Annotated in this window: 11 protein-coding genes; 6 read left to right on the forward strand and 5 right to left on the reverse strand. The window is 42.0% G+C overall.

The genetic code is table 11. The features are described from left to right. Positions 1–12: 12 nt before the first annotated feature. From xrtA to ACFSJY_RS13915, 5 genes are read right to left on the reverse strand one after another with little or no spacing between them, the layout of a single operon-like run. The gene (gene xrtA, locus ACFSJY_RS13895) at positions 13–1,449 is read right to left on the reverse strand and encodes an exosortase A (protein WP_386035329.1); all 1,437 of its coding nucleotides are present in this window, start codon (positions 1,447–1,449) and stop codon (positions 13–15) included. Beyond that, positions 1,433–2,686: a TIGR03087 family PEP-CTERM/XrtA system glycosyltransferase gene (locus ACFSJY_RS13900; RefSeq protein WP_386035333.1), complete on the reverse strand. Its 1,254-nt coding sequence runs from the start codon at positions 2,684–2,686 to the stop codon at positions 1,433–1,435. Before ACFSJY_RS13900 ends, xrtA begins: the two co-directional genes overlap by 17 nt. Positions 2,687–2,693: 7 nt before the next feature. Then, entirely contained in the window at positions 2,694–3,752 is a 1,059-nt protein-coding gene (locus tag ACFSJY_RS13905) for a FemAB family XrtA/PEP-CTERM system-associated protein (RefSeq protein WP_386035336.1), read from the reverse strand. Positions 3,753–3,765: 13 nt separating this feature from the next. After that, complete coding sequence (locus tag ACFSJY_RS13910) at positions 3,766–4,623, reverse strand: XrtA system polysaccharide deacetylase (RefSeq protein WP_386035339.1); 858 nt, start codon at positions 4,621–4,623, stop codon at positions 3,766–3,768. 8 nt (positions 4,624–4,631) lie between these two features. Then, positions 4,632–6,035: a TIGR03013 family XrtA/PEP-CTERM system glycosyltransferase gene (locus ACFSJY_RS13915; protein ID WP_386035342.1), complete on the reverse strand. Its 1,404-nt coding sequence runs from the start codon at positions 6,033–6,035 to the stop codon at positions 4,632–4,634. 210 nt (positions 6,036–6,245) lie between these two features. Here ACFSJY_RS13915 and ACFSJY_RS13920 point away from each other — a divergent pair, with 210 nt between their 5' ends. The 6 genes from ACFSJY_RS13920 (at position 6,246) to plsB (ending at position 14,526) form a co-directional block, all read left to right on the forward strand. After that, positions 6,246–6,884, forward strand: a complete 639-nt coding sequence (locus tag ACFSJY_RS13920) for an XrtA/PEP-CTERM system exopolysaccharide export protein (protein WP_386035345.1) — start codon at positions 6,246–6,248, stop codon at positions 6,882–6,884. 30 nt (positions 6,885–6,914) lie between these two features. Beyond that, positions 6,915–8,504, forward strand: a complete 1,590-nt coding sequence (locus tag ACFSJY_RS13925; RefSeq protein ID WP_386035348.1) for an XrtA system polysaccharide chain length determinant — start codon at positions 6,915–6,917, stop codon at positions 8,502–8,504. Continuing rightward, a complete protein-coding gene (locus ACFSJY_RS13930; RefSeq protein ID WP_386035351.1) occupies positions 8,504–9,373 on the forward strand; it encodes an XrtA-associated tyrosine autokinase in 870 nt (289 codons plus the stop codon). Before ACFSJY_RS13925 ends, ACFSJY_RS13930 begins: the two co-directional genes overlap by 1 nt. Then, a complete protein-coding gene (locus tag ACFSJY_RS13935) occupies positions 9,336–10,916 on the forward strand; it encodes a TIGR03016 family PEP-CTERM system-associated outer membrane protein (protein ID WP_386035354.1) in 1,581 nt (526 codons plus the stop codon). The genes ACFSJY_RS13930 and ACFSJY_RS13935 overlap by 38 nt, the downstream gene beginning before the upstream one ends. A gap of 2 nt (positions 10,917–10,918) precedes the next feature. After that, positions 10,919–11,974, forward strand: a complete 1,056-nt coding sequence (locus ACFSJY_RS13940; protein WP_386035357.1) for an XrtA/PEP-CTERM system-associated ATPase — start codon at positions 10,919–10,921, stop codon at positions 11,972–11,974. Positions 11,975–12,084: 110 nt separating this feature from the next. Beyond that, on the forward strand, positions 12,085–14,526 hold the full coding sequence (gene plsB / locus ACFSJY_RS13945) for a glycerol-3-phosphate 1-O-acyltransferase PlsB (RefSeq protein ID WP_386035360.1): 2,442 nt from the start codon (positions 12,085–12,087) through the stop codon (positions 14,524–14,526). The last annotated feature ends 60 nt before the right edge of the window (positions 14,527–14,586 follow it).

The following is a 14,586-nucleotide window of genomic DNA, read 5'->3' on the forward strand; positions in this document are numbered from 1 at the left end:
ACGTTCTGCCACTCATTCTACTGTTGCTAGAGAAAGGGCCTGTTCGGCACGAGTTAATAGCAATTCACGAATATTTTCTTGCTCTGTTACCATTGTCGAAACAGCCACTAACTGCGCCTGCTCATCTAAGCCTGCAAGCAATGACATTGCTTGGTATAGCTTAGTAATGCTCGGATTAACAAAGCTTTTGTCACCCACTTGATACCAATATAAAACAGCTCGTTCAACGCCTTGAATGTTGCGCAGCAATAAATAACGATACTTGCCGTTGTCGTTTTCTGCCGTAACGCGATCAACGATAGTCCAGCTGTCTTGATCATAAATCGCGTTTAAATTGCTGATTAGCTCACCCTCTGTTTGCTTGTTGGCGTAGCCAACATAAAAAGCCTCTGTAGTATCATCTAACCAAACATGTCCGAATCTAATTGGCTGAGCAAACTTAACTCCCCAACTACTCTCATTAACTGAAGGCTTGTCGGCGAAAACCTGTTCAGGCTGGACAGGCGTCTTCACGGCTGTCATCGAGTATTGAATGAATAAGGTAAACACAAAGCTAAGCGCACAAACAGTAAGCAAGGGACGCGAAGATAAATTGAGCTTATTCGACGCTATTGTGACTTGTCGTCTCTCTGCATTCTCTGGATCTGCAAATTTACCACCCACCCAAAACATCAACATGATAACAAAGCCAAAAAATATCCAACCATATACCAAATGGTCGGCACCGGTTGCATATTGCATATCAGAATAATGAGCAATAACCACAATAAGATAAGCGCGAATACCATTGGCGATAATCGGCAAGACAAATGAAAAAACAGTGAAAATTATTTGTTTTTTAAATGAAGAATACGTTAAGTACGCATACAGCGTCCCTACCGCCATAGACGCGATAAGGTAGCGAATACCTGAACACGCCACAGCCACTTCAAATAGCCCCGTTGGGGTCTGGATATATAGACCATCCCTAAAAACTGGAATGCCGTGTAGCTTGAGTAAAAATACGGTTATCCATGCGGTGATATCTTGTAAAACTGGAATAAGGTTTTCACCCATGGGTACCGCAAACAGTAGGTAAGCCAAAGGAAACTTATAACGCCACGATAGTTGATTACCCATCAACGCCCAGAGAATCGCGATAAGCGAGACTGCACTTGAAAGTTGACTCAATACACTGATATCCGCGGCGTAGCCAAATAACCAAACAAAGCAAGAGCCCGCTAAAATAGGTAACGGTAACCAAGTAAATTCTACCTTTGCGTCAAGTAAATAATCCCTGTCGCGGTAAAGTAGCCAAGCACAAATGGGTAATATGAAATATCCATGTGCAAATGTATCAGAGCGACGCCAAATTGATTCCATAGCAATCAAGCCCTGCCCAAATACAATCGCCCAACCGACAAGAATGATGGAAAAAAGGATGAAAAACGACTTACTGCGAATTGGCATGATTAACCTCTCGCTTAGTTGATGAACAAGCAAACAATTCGGTTAGTGGTCGCAGCGTAGCTCCCCAAGTGAAGTGCTCTTGGATCCATGTTCTATTCGCACATAGCGTATCTTGCGCTTCGATTACGGATATACATTGTTGTAAAAATGCGTCAGGTTCATCACATATTTTCACATGTTCAGATTGTGATGCATTAATGCCTTCCATTGCCATAGTGGTGCAAACAACAGGCTTGTTAAGTGACATCGCTTCAAGCACTTTGTTTTGAATACCACGCGCGATTTGAAGCGGTGCGACAATACAAGCTGCTTCGGCTATAAATGGACGCATGTCATTCACCCTGCCGGTAACAATAATATCCTCGTCTTTGCTCAGCGCACGGATTTCGGGTGCTGGGTTACCACCAGCCACAACAAATTTAACTCCTGGAATACGTGCTTTTAATGCTGCCCAAACGTTATCGACAAACCACAACACAGCGTCAATATTTGCCCAATAATCCATAGCACCCGTGAAACTAATAAAAGGAGCTTTAGGGACCAAGGGCTCTTCAGCAGTTCGAGCAGATGGATCAAAATATTGAACGTCTACGCCGTTTAATATTCCACGCACTTTATCTTGGTGAATTCTTGGTTGACGCTGACTAAACAAACTAGCCTCGTCTGGCGATACAAACAAACTGTAATCAAAATGCTGACAAATTTTGTCTTCATAGGTCGCTAACGTTTTATGCTCTCGACTGTAGACGTATTTTGCTATACCGGTTTTCTTATCCGCGTACTGACGCCACTTATCAGAGTCCACATCAACAAAATCAATAATACGTTGGCTATTCTCAAATGCAGCCCCCTCACAGTATTGTGCCATTGAGGACGAGTAGACAAAAATATGTTTAAACTGATGTGTTTGCATGGACGCCTTGCACCACGCATCCATCGCACCATCAAAATAATACGGAAGTGTGATCGGTTTGCCAGTCAAAAATGCACTAAGCCCTTTTATTTTACAGGCAGTCTTATTTTGCTGACGATAAAAAAGAACTTTGCAATATTTCTCTAACTCCGACACGTATCGCATGTCATACGGATCGTCGATAAAACAACCCAAATGGACATCAAACTGTTCATGCAGCTGTTTCAAAATATTGAATGAACGAATTTTATCCCCTTTGTTTGGCGGAAAAGGGATTCGATGGCAAAGAAATAATAACGGTTCCTTGTTCATGATTTCTTTCATCAGACGACTACCCCAAATACTTTGATAACAAAGGTCCAAGCATTTGGCTCACTCTAAGAGGAAGTTTCTGCCACATGCTAATAAACAACTTATACTTCGGGTTGTTAGGACTAAGATTGGGTAGCTCAGTAGCATTTACTAAATGATAGTAATAGTGAAGCGGCTCAGGCGTCATTCCCCAATTTTTTTTATACTTGTATGGACCACTATCATTTTTGCTACGTCCAAAGTCATACCAAGAAAAGCCTTTCTCTCGCGCATGACACAACACCTGATAATACATAAAATCAGCGCTTTTTAGTGCACGTGCACCGTCATTGCCGCCGCCATAATAAGGCAACACTTGATCTTTAAAGTAAAAGTTCATCACGGCATTTGACGGATTGCCTTGGCTGTCTTTGATTACACAAATATCGAGCTGCTCACCGAAATGCTTAATGAGTGATGCAAAGTATTTCTCGCTAAATATTGGGGTGCCTAAGTTGCGATAACTTTCTGACAACAAGGGATAAAAATCTGTTAGTGATTGCGTAAACTCAGCCGACAGCTCATTTTTCAATGAATGGCGAATAACAGCGCGCTGCTTCTTCTTAACATTCGCAAGTATTTCTTCATCAGATTCTGCAATCTCACAACCAAATGTACTGTGAGCTTGTTTCAACAGCATATTATTGTCTTGTTGATGGCGATAACGAAGCTCAAGATAATCAACCTGCAATTCTTCCGCGATTTCACAGGCTCTTTGCTCAAGTTGGCGTTTGGTATCTTCATCATCAGAGATAGCACCGCCGTATACACAAAATGGTGTCGAAACCAGCGCATGACCAAAAAGTGCACTCTTAACTTCGACCAATGGCAACACACCTACGAGCCTCGAATCATTCTCAGCATATAAAAAATAGCAAGGGTGGTTATAGGTTTCGGTGACGACACGTTGCCAACCGCTTAAATGAAAAAAGCTTCCTTCCTCGTGAGAGCCTACGTAGTCATCCCATGCCTTGTGCTCATCAGATAGTATTTTTATTGTTGTTTTTGCCGACAAACTGACTTCTCTTCTTACGTCCATGGTGATTAGCTTTCTATAGGTTCGTTTCCGGTACTGATGAATTCATATAAACATCTTGCATTGTTGACCACTGATAGTCTTGCAATAACCTGACTATCTTACCTTCCATTCTTGACAGATTGATGTAGTGGCGAACGCGAGATTTGAATGATGCACCTGCAACGCGAGGCTGTTCGGGGTCTATTTCCCAAGGGTGAAAATAAAAGCTATAGGGTGCATTTTCTTGCGATAGAAATTTTTCAATTCTTCTTTTCGAAAAACTGTACGGGTATAGACGGAAGTATCCACCACCGCCAATACCAGTATTGGTATCGCCACTTCGAACGGTGGGAATAGGTATTTCAACAATGCCTTCTGGGCGCGTGTATTTGAACCTTGGCCATTCCGGAACGCCGTAAAGATCATGCTCTATGGGATAAGTGCTGGAACTGTATTCAAAACCAAGATCCAATAATATATCGTAGGCCCATTGGTTATCTTGATTAATAGAAAAGCTAGGCGCTCGATAACCGGTAACTTTCGCACTACCGGCATCTTCGAGTAAAGTTTTACTCTTGTGAACGTCTTCTCGAAACTCATCAGGCGACATCGTAACTGCACGGCGATGGTTATAGCCGTGACTAGCTAGTTCATGACCTTGTTTAACAATTGCTTCAATAAGCGAAGGGCACTTCTCAGCAACCCAACCAAGCACAAAAAAAGTGGCTTTTGCACCGTGCTGTTCAAAAACGTCTAGGAGTCGATACGTATTGTGCTCTACTCTTAGCGGTAAGTTTTGCCAATCTTCACGTTTTATATTTTTTTCAAATGCCGACACGTGGAAGTAATCTTCGACATCTACCGTCATTGCATGCTTGCGAACTGTGTTCATGTCGCTAACTACCTTCTTTTACCGAACACAACAATTTCAAACGTTCTAATTAGAATCAGTAGATCTAGGAAAAAGCTACGATGCTTGATGTAATACAAATCGTATTTTAGTTTTTCAAGCGCATCTTCTTCCGTTGCACCGTAAGGGTATTTAAGTTGTGCCCAGCCCGCTAAACCAGGCTTCACGTTATGACGTTCGTTGTAGTAAGGAATTGACTTTACGAGGTTTTGCACAAATTCAGGACGCTCAGGGCGAGGACCAACAAAGCCCATATCACCTCGCATTACGTTGTAAATTTGCGGTAACTCATCAATCCTGTATTTGCGGATAAAATGGCCGATTCGCGTGGTACGATCATCATTTTTTGCCGCCCATTTAGCGCCATCTTTTTCCGCGTCAACTCGCATACTACGGAATTTAACGATGTAAAATGGTTGGCCATCAACACCAACACGCTCTTGGCGATAAAAAATAGGCGCAGATAAACCATCGTCCAATTTAATCAAGATCGCGGTAATCAACATCACTGGCCACGTGATAAGCAAAAGGAAAAATGCAATCGTCGCGTTAAACAACCAATCTAGTGTGTTACGCAAATAATTAGTTGAGGTAAACCCATTAGAATAAATAACCCAACTTGGATAAATAAGATTTACTGCTATTTGCCCCGTCTCTCGTTCGATAAAATCAAGAATTTCAGTAACATCTACACCGCGAATTTTACAAGCGAACAGTTCATCAACAGGCAGGTTGTTTCGACGCTCATCACTGGCGACAACAATTTCATCAATATCGTGTTCCAAACAGTAACTAACCAGAGACTCTTCTAAATTGATGCGTGTTTCTCGTTCAATACCGCCTTTCGAATCACCTTCCATGACAACAAAGCCATGTACTTTAAAACCTTGACGGTCGACGTCTCGTCGCATGCGTTTTTCAATGATGGATGCACGTTCGCCAGCACCTAACACCAATACGTTTCTTTTGTTGAAACCAAAGATATCGACATGATAGGCGAAATAGCGCAGCCCACCGATAAACAGTAAACTAATACACGAAGATAGCCCGAGTAGCTCAATAGCAAGCGCGAGATCTCCGTAGAGTGGATTAATAATGGTGGCAATTGAAAACGCGATGGCAATAGCCAGCATGATACGCCTGAAAAGGCCTCGGAAACTCTCTCTGAGTTTAGAATTGTATAGCCCTAACGCCAACGACGAAAGTTGTGCAATAAGTGCGTATGACAGTGCATATATGAAGAATATGTTACTGGGAAGAACCGCTTGTTGAACAATGCCAAATGCGTTATTCAAATGGATAGCAAGTGCTATTGATGACATGAACAGCAAAAGTTCGAACAGGACGAGATACTTACTACCTGTCGATAAATCTTTGAACTTAGTGATGGGCATTTTAGCTGTTTATTCCTTTAACCTGAGCTTCTTAAAACGAGCACAAAACTGTCTATTTTAACGGTTTCGATACTTTACCAGACTTAACATTACATTTACACAAATTAAATTGCGTGAATCATTTGTTAAAAAGTGTGCAACATCACCCAAAATACAATACAATCTTGAGCGTTACAGTTAATAGCACCGTATACTAAAAAGGTATTAACCATGGAAAAACGCTATATCCGCATCGCAACAGTCATGTGTGGAATGATTTTAGGTACACTTCTAACCGCATGTAGTTCTGTACCCGTTCTACCAACAGCAACATTGCACCCTTCTAAAACTGTCGATATTGACTCGTACCGCTACCTCATTGGTGCTGGTGACTCTGTCAATATTTTTGTATGGCGACACCCTGAAGTTTCAGGAACGTTTGTTGTTAGACCCGACGGTATGATTACCACGTCTCTTGTGGAAGACATTCCGGTATCAGGCCGTACACCGACAGAACTCGCAAGACAAATAGAAGAAGTGTTAAGTACATACTTGCGAGAGCCGGTTGTCACTGTAACCGTCAGTGGATTTGTTGGTCCTTTTAGTGAACAAATTCGTGTAATTGGTGAAGCAGCAAGACCACAAGCTATTAACTACAAAAAGAATATGACCCTTCTTGACGTAATGATTCGTGTTGGTGGCCTAACTCAATATGCCGATGGCAATGATGCTGTTTTGGTAAGAGTTGAGAACGGTCAACAAAAACAATATGAATTGTCGATAGATTCGTTGCTTCGTGACGGCGAAATTAATGCCAATGTCGATATGCTACCAGGCGATATTATTATTATCCCTGAAGCTTGGTTTTAATTAGTTTTACCTGTTTGTTAGAGGTCAGGAATGCAAGAGTTACTTGAACAGATAATCGATTATCTAAAGGGAATTTGGATAAAGCGTCGCTTTATTATTATCGCTACGTGGATAATCTGTCCTATCGGGTGGTATGCCGTTTCACAGCTGCCGAATGTTTATCAATCATCTGCACGTGTCTATGTAGATACGCAGTCGTTGCTACGTCCTCTATTGCGAGGATTAACTGTTGAAACTAACCCCAACACACAAATCCGCCTCATGGTGAAGACATTACTAAGCCGTCCCAACCTTGAGCGAATCTCGAGAATGACCGATCTCGATGTTCAAGCGACGACAAGCGAAGAATATGACGAGATAATTGAGCAGCTTAAGAAAGACCTCAAGATCAGCAGCGCAGGTAGAGAGAATATCTATACCCTATCGATCGAAAACAAAGATCCAGAAACTGCAAAAAATATTGTTCAGGCGGCATTGACCGTATTTATTGAGAATACGTTGGGCGAAACTCGCAGTGACTCTGACGAAGCACAGAAGTTTTTAAACGCGCAAATCCGCGACTATGAAAATCGCCTAGTAGCTGCCGAGAGTAGATTAACTAACTTTAAGCAAAAATACGGTGATTTACTCGCTAAAAACTCTGGTGGATTTTATGCCAACCTCAGTCGAGAGAAAAACCAACTTGAGCAAGCGCAGCTGCAATTAGAAGAAGCAAGAACGAGACTGACCTCAGCGAAAGCACAAATCGCTGGTGAAGAACCTGCGTTTGGGTTATTTAACAGTCGAGTACAATCAAACAACAGTGTAACAACAGCATATGATTCACGTATTCAGCAACTTGAAAGGGAATTAGATGCCAAGCTTCTCAGGTACACTACTCAACACCCTGAAGTCAAAGAATTACAGCGTCGCTTAGAAGAGCTTAATACGCTTCGTTCATCTGAAATAGAAGACTACTATGCAACCATTCAGTCGTCACAAGACGAGTCGACAGGTAGCATTACAAGTGTTGATAAGAACCCGGTTTATCAAGAGCTTAAGATTCAAGCGAACCAATATGAGAATGAAGTGGCATCATTAACGGTTCGTGTTGCTAATTTCAAACAGCGCGTTGCTGAAATAGAGAACAAGATTCACTCTTTGCCTGAAATTGAAGCTGAGCTAACGGCGTTGAATCGTGGTTACAACATCACTAAAGCAAAATACGAGGAATTACTGTCGAGAAAAGAAACCGCTCAGTTAGCACAACAAGCTGAAGAAACAACCGACAAGATTCAATTCCGAGTGATTGACCCACCGCGCGCTGCTATAAAGCCGTCAGGCCCACCTAGATTAGTATTCTTTACCTTTATTACTATCCTCGGGTTTGGCGTTGGCGTTGGCTTATCTCTATTAATGAGTCAAATCAATCCAGTAGTCACATCTGGTCACCAAATATCAAGAGTGACAGGCATCCCAGTTTTTGGTTCTGTTTCAGCCAATGAAAGTCTTGGTTTACACCAGTGGCACAAAAAGAAAACACTATTATTTATGATATCAAACTTAACATTGCTTATTGTTTTGGCGGCATTTATTAGCTACTTCACTTTCCCTGAACTATCACAAAAGGTATTTAGGTAATGAGCACTATCGAGAAAGCTTTAGCTAAGCAAAAAACCAAAGCGCCGGCAACGAACGATGTTGTAACGGAAGAGAAAAATACCGAAAGCAATGAAAGTGTTAGTGTTAATCCAGCACCTGCGCCGACTGAAAAGTTCGATATATTTATCGACAACGAAAAATTAACGGAAAGAGGCTTCTTGCACACAGGCGGCAATACGACCAACCAGCAAGAAGAGTTTCGTCATATCAAGCGTAAACTTATTAACAACGCCTTTGGACCCGCGTCTAAAACACTCAATAATAGCAATCTGATCATGGTCAGTAGTGCCAACCCTAACGAAGGTAAGACTTTCGTTTCGATAAATTTGGCACTCAGTATTGCGCTAGAGCAAGACAAAACCGTGTTGTTAATTGATGCTGACGTACTTAGACCCAGTATTCATCGTGAATTGGAGTTTGAAAACTCGACAGGGCTACTAGATTACTTGTGTGGTGACACTGATGATGTGTCACAAATTATTTATTCAACGAACCTTAACAACCTGAAGATAATGCCTGCAGGCAAAGCTCATCATTTAACCAATGAACTTTTAGCCAGTGACAGGATGGCAACGTTATCAAAAGAGCTCTCGTCGAGATACCCTGACAGGCTCGTTATTTTTGATTGTCCTCCATTGCTAGGCGTAACTGAAACGCCAGTACTAGCAAGTTTAGTTGGTCAAGCTGCGGTTGTTGTCGAGGAATCGAAAACTAAGCTTGAGACCATCAAGCGTGCTACCTCTTCACTCAACGAAGATCTCGCTATCGGCTTTGTACTCAATAAGACGATTAAAACCAGCAAGGATGTTTATGGCTATTATGGATATGGCTATGGCCGAAAAAGGTAAGTTTGTTCTTGCACTAATAGCAACTGTGCCTCTCCAGCAAGCACTTGCGCAAGGAGAGGTAACCTACAATGTTCGTGTAGAAGAGGTCTACTCAGACAATGTAGGCTTGTCCACAATTGACAAAGAAGACAGCTTTGTTACCAAAGCAGAAGTTGGAATAAACCAGTCGTTTGACTCGGCCATGCTTACAGGTAACCTTAAAGCCGACTACACACATCTACTATACTCCCACGACAGTGACGCTAATGATGGTTATGAATCACTTGATGCCAATGTCGACATAACTCCCTGGAAAAAGGGTCCGTCGTTATTGCTCGAAGGACGAATTGCTAATGTACCAAGGAGTACTGGTGCTGATTATTACTCAGACCTTATTTCCGGCGATACTGTGCGTACAACCGATTACAGCGCGACATTATCACAAACACTAGCAAACTCTGCTTATATCTTGACTGGTGAAGTCGAATATAACGATCAAGGTGCTGAAGATGATATAGGAATCAGTAACGGTTACAGAGGAAATGTTAGCTTCCGAAACAACTCAGGAGAGCACCATATTTTCTGGGATGTTCGCGGAAGTTATTCTGATAGAGAGTTCGAACAAAACACCGCTCGTAGTTATCAAGTGCAAGCGCAGTTGGGCTGGATTACTGGCTGGGATATCAATCCTTTCATACGCTATTTTGACGAAAGCTTCACCGGTTCAGTTAGCAATAATCAACTTAACCAGGGCGAGTCTTGGGGAGCAGGTATACGTTGGCAACCTGTCGACCTGATGTATTTAGATGTGTCTTATAACTTTGCAAAAGAAGATGAACTGAGTGATGACTACGTAGCAGCCACACTAAATTGGCAACCAACAAAACGAACGTCAGTATACGCGGACTATAACCAGCGTTTCTTCGGTGACTCATATAATGTACAAATTACCCACGAAAATAAACGCTTAACTAACACTATTAGTTATGAAGAAGAATTGCGGGCATTTGAACGAGACAGTTTTGAAACCATTATTGTTGACAACCTTTTCTGCCCCATTGGCGAACCAATAGACATTAATAACTGTTCCTCAGATATTGGAAGCCAAGATCCTGCTGACTTTGTCGAGTTACCGATATTCGGTGTTGTCCCAGTCGAAGATAACCAATTCTCCCTTTACCGCTCTCTTGAGTGGAAATCGCAGTATAAGACTGTCAGGGGTAGCATCGGTTTTGATATTTCGTCAAATGAACGGGAAGACTTAAATACGGGCGATATTCAAGAATACGGTACCGTCAACCTTTCATACAATCATGAATTAAATGAGAGAGCCAATGTTGATTTTACGTGGCGATTCACACGAAATGAATTTACCACTGATAACAATGACATAGAAATTGAGCGTAGAGATTATTACCGCCAATACAGTGTCGCATATAATCAACGCTTGGGAAGAACTTTATCTTTTAGAACAGATATTCGTTATTTACAGCGAGACAGTAATATTGGTCTGCGAGAATATGAAGAGACTCGCGCAACCATCTCTATCAACAAGAATTTTTAACCATGTACGAAAGTTACTATGGCTTTAGTGAACGACCTTTTCAGCTAAGCCCAGATCCGCGTTTCTTTTTCGCCACTAAACATCACCAGCGAGCGCTTTCTTATCTTCAATATGGTCTAGACCAAAAAGAAGGGTTTATTGTGATAACCGGCCCTATCGGTACGGGTAAAACCACCATTGCTCGCAACTTAATGAGCAATATATCAGATGCTGATATTGTGGCAGCGCAATTGGTTACCACCAAGCTAAACCCTGACGAATTACTGGAATTGGTCATTGCTGAGTTCAAAATACAATACGATGGCGATAGCAAAGCTGACATGTTGCATGCTATTGAGAAGTTTTTAATATCGTTACATGAACAAGGTAAGCGTGCTTTGTTGCTTGTTGATGAGGCACAAAATTTACCTTCTGAAACCGTTGAAGAACTCCGCATGTTGTCCAATTTTCAATTGGATAACCAACCACTAATACAGAGCTTTTTATTGGGACAAGAAGAGCTAAAATGCATTATTCAAGCGCCTAATATGGAGCAATTTCGCCAACGTATTATTGCTTCAGCCCATTTACAGCCTTTGTCAGTAGACGAAGTTAAAAACTACATCAATTACCGGATACATCAAGCGGGCTATGAAAAAGGTGACCTGTTTTCGGAAAAAGCCTTTGAACTTATCCATGAAAAAACACTTGGTGTTCCGCGTAAAATTAATATATTTGTAGACCGCATCTTGTTGTTTGGCTTTTTAGAAGAGCTCGACAATATTGATATTAACGCCATCAATACCGTTGCCGAAGAAATGGGAATTGAACTTACAGGTTCTCTTAACAGCAACGTCGAATCTATCGCTAGTGCTTCGAACAGTAATGGCCAAGTTGTGGTTAACTCAACTGAAAACGTTGAAAATATCAAAGAAGTTTTGCGAGAAGTTGAGGACATTCTAGAGTCATCAATTAAGCAAAAAATTAAAATGGCTCGTTATGTTGATAAATTGCTTAAGCAAAAAAACAAGCAATACGCAGAAGCCAACATCACCGAACAAAAATCCAATAAAGGTTAGCAGTCGCTAGCCTTTTTACTAAGGTGACACCTAAAGTAACGCATTAGCGTTGCGACAATATCTTTGAATAATGCTAAAATAAGCGTTCTAATAAATCTGGACGAAACAATATGTTAGCTTTACGTTCCCTCTTTTATTTTCTTCTTTCTTGGCCTATTAAGCTATTAGTGCGCTGTAAGATCATTCCGGATGATATCTTCGGTGCCTATAAAGACACAGCCGAACAGCCTGTGTTTTATATTGTTCGCCATCAATCTGCGAGTGATTTATTAGCCCTTCAAAAAGCGTGTAAAGAAATGCGCTTACCTGATCCGCTCAGTACGGTGACCGTAAAAGGCGAGCAATTTAAACGTACATTATGTCTAGAAAAGCCAACGGCACTGTTGCTTGGTCGAACCAACAACCACACAGACGCGTTAGACCAAGGGTTAAAACTGATAAAACTACACGCTAGTGACCCTAAGCTTGATGCCAAACTCATCCCCGCCAACTTGGTTTGGGGACGCCGACCAACCGTTGAGAAAAATGATGCCAACGTCGGGACTTTGTTAGCCGACCAAGAGTCTCCTTCAGCATTTCGTAAATTCTTTATTGTACTTTTTCTTGGCCGACAAACACTCGTGCGTTTTAGCGAAGCGCTCTCGCTGCGTATTATTGCAAATGACCACGGTACAGATAAAACGCGTGCTAGAAAGCTGTTGCGTGTTGCCCGTTTCCATTTTCATCGCCAAACGGTAGCGGCCACAGGCCCGCGTTTAATGCACCGCCAACAAATGTTTACTGCCCTTTTCGCTAATCCTTCTATTAAACGTATGGTGAGTGATGAGGCAAAAGCGAAGAAAATTTCTGAAGAAAAAGTGAAGAAGCAAGCCCTAGCGATCATGGATGAAATTGCAGGTGATTACCGTGATTCAATGATACGTTTTGGCGAGCGAGCACTAAGTTGGTTGTGGAACCGTTTATATAAAGGAATTGAAGTCAATAACGCTGGCAAGTTGCGCGAGGTTGCACAAGAGGGTCATGAAATAATCTATGTCCCTTGTCACCGCAGCCATATGGACTATCTACTGCTTACTTATGTTATTTTTCACGAAGGGTTGGTCACACCGCGAATTGCCGCAGGTATCAACTTAAACTTTTGGCCAGCAGGTCCAATTTTCAGAAAAGCAGGGGCCTTCTTTATCCGCAGAAGCTTTCGCGGTAACCGCATGTACTCGACCATTTTCCGCGAGTACCTGGGCCTCTTATTTGAGCGTGGTTACGCCGTTAAATATTACACTGAAGGTGGACGCAGTCGCACTGGGCGTTTGTTACAACCGAAAACAGGTATGCTTGCGATGACTATTCAAAGCCTACTTCGCGGTATCGATCGCCCGCTAACGCTCGTACCTGTCTACATCGGTTATGAACATGTGATGGAAGTTGGTTCTTACCATAAAGAGCTAAGCGGCAGTAAAAAGAAAAAAGAATCTGCTTTTGGTGTTATCAAAGCCATTAAAAATCTTCGGAACTATGGTCGTGGTTATGTCAACTTTGGCGAACCCATTAACCTCAACCAATTCTTAAACGATAACGTAGAAAACTGGCGTGATGCGATTGACCCAATAGATCCACAAAAGCCAAGCTGGTTAACCCCAACAGTTAACACACTAGCACATGATGTGATGGTTGAAGTGAATAAGTCTGCAGCGCTCAATGCTGTCTCACTAAGTGCTTTGATTTTGTTAGCGACAGAAAATAAAGCTCTTGCTGAAAATGAATTGGAAGAATTACTGACATTCTTCCTTGAGGTGCAACGCAAAGCAGCTTACAGCCCTTCTTTAACTATCCCTAAAGATAATGCAAAAGAAATGATTGAGCACGTCAAAGAGCTCAATAAAGTAACCACAGAAAAAGATGCGATAGGCAACATATTGTCGCTAAATAATTCAGCGATTTTAGAGATGCGATATTACCGCAATAATATTTTGCATACTTACATTGTGCCTAGCCTAGTGTGTCGCGTTTTAATGCACCATCCGAAAATTTCCCATGACCAGATGCTAGAGCAGGTCACATCGTTGGCAGCAATTATTAAAGGTGAACTGTTCATGTGGCAAACCTCTGACGAGGTAAGTAAGCAAGCCGAAAGTGTCCTTGAGACCTTATTGGCATTGAATATGGTAAAACGCAGTAAAGCAGGCTTCTGGACCCGTGTAGAGGATACTGACGTGCGTGCTCGTCTCAGTGTTATGGGCGAGTGTGTCGACGAAACGCTACAGCGTATCGCTATCGTCACCACGCTGTTGTCTCGCTTAGCACCTATCAGCAAATCTGCTCTAGAAGAACAAGTGATGACAATCGCCAAGCGCTTATCCAAGCTCAATAACATAGACGCGCCAGAGTTTGTTGACAAGAAAGCACAATCTTCACTGATTAATACGTTAAAAGAGTTGCAGTACGCAAGTACTAACGAGCAAGGCTACTTAGCTGATGGTGTAACCCTTAAAGAATTAAAAGAAGTGGTTAGCAACCTCGTTGATATTAAAGTATTGCAGAGCATAGCGCGTTAGTACCATTTCATTAAGTGACCAAGCGAGGCCACTACAAATAAAAAAGCAGCTTCACGCTGC

It is taken from the genome of Thalassotalea euphylliae, assembly GCF_042682785.1.
In the GTDB taxonomy this organism is placed as follows: Bacteria; Pseudomonadota; Gammaproteobacteria; order Enterobacterales; family Alteromonadaceae; genus Thalassotalea_F; species Thalassotalea_F euphylliae.

Excerpts from the sequence above, each read along its gene's own strand:
- xrtA (WP_386035329.1), bottom strand. The coding sequence starts at position 1,449 with ATGCCAATTCGCAGTAAGTCGTTTTTCATCCTTTTTTCCATCATTCTT.
- ACFSJY_RS13900 (WP_386035333.1), bottom strand. The coding sequence starts at position 2,686 with ATGAAAGAAATCATGAACAAGGAACCGTTATTATTTCTTTGCCATCGA.
- ACFSJY_RS13905 (WP_386035336.1), bottom strand. The coding sequence starts at position 3,752 with ATGGACGTAAGAAGAGAAGTCAGTTTGTCGGCAAAAACAACAATAAAA.
- ACFSJY_RS13910 (WP_386035339.1), bottom strand. The coding sequence starts at position 4,623 with ATGAACACAGTTCGCAAGCATGCAATGACGGTAGATGTCGAAGATTAC.
- ACFSJY_RS13915 (WP_386035342.1), bottom strand. The coding sequence starts at position 6,035 with ATGCCCATCACTAAGTTCAAAGATTTATCGACAGGTAGTAAGTATCTC.
- ACFSJY_RS13920 (WP_386035345.1), top strand. The coding sequence starts at position 6,246 with ATGGAAAAACGCTATATCCGCATCGCAACAGTCATGTGTGGAATGATT.
- ACFSJY_RS13925 (WP_386035348.1), top strand. The coding sequence starts at position 6,915 with ATGCAAGAGTTACTTGAACAGATAATCGATTATCTAAAGGGAATTTGG.
- ACFSJY_RS13930 (WP_386035351.1), top strand. The coding sequence starts at position 8,504 with ATGAGCACTATCGAGAAAGCTTTAGCTAAGCAAAAAACCAAAGCGCCG.
- ACFSJY_RS13935 (WP_386035354.1), top strand. The coding sequence starts at position 9,336 with ATGGCTATTATGGATATGGCTATGGCCGAAAAAGGTAAGTTTGTTCTT.
- ACFSJY_RS13940 (WP_386035357.1), top strand. The coding sequence starts at position 10,919 with ATGTACGAAAGTTACTATGGCTTTAGTGAACGACCTTTTCAGCTAAGC.
- plsB (WP_386035360.1), top strand. The coding sequence starts at position 12,085 with ATGTTAGCTTTACGTTCCCTCTTTTATTTTCTTCTTTCTTGGCCTATT.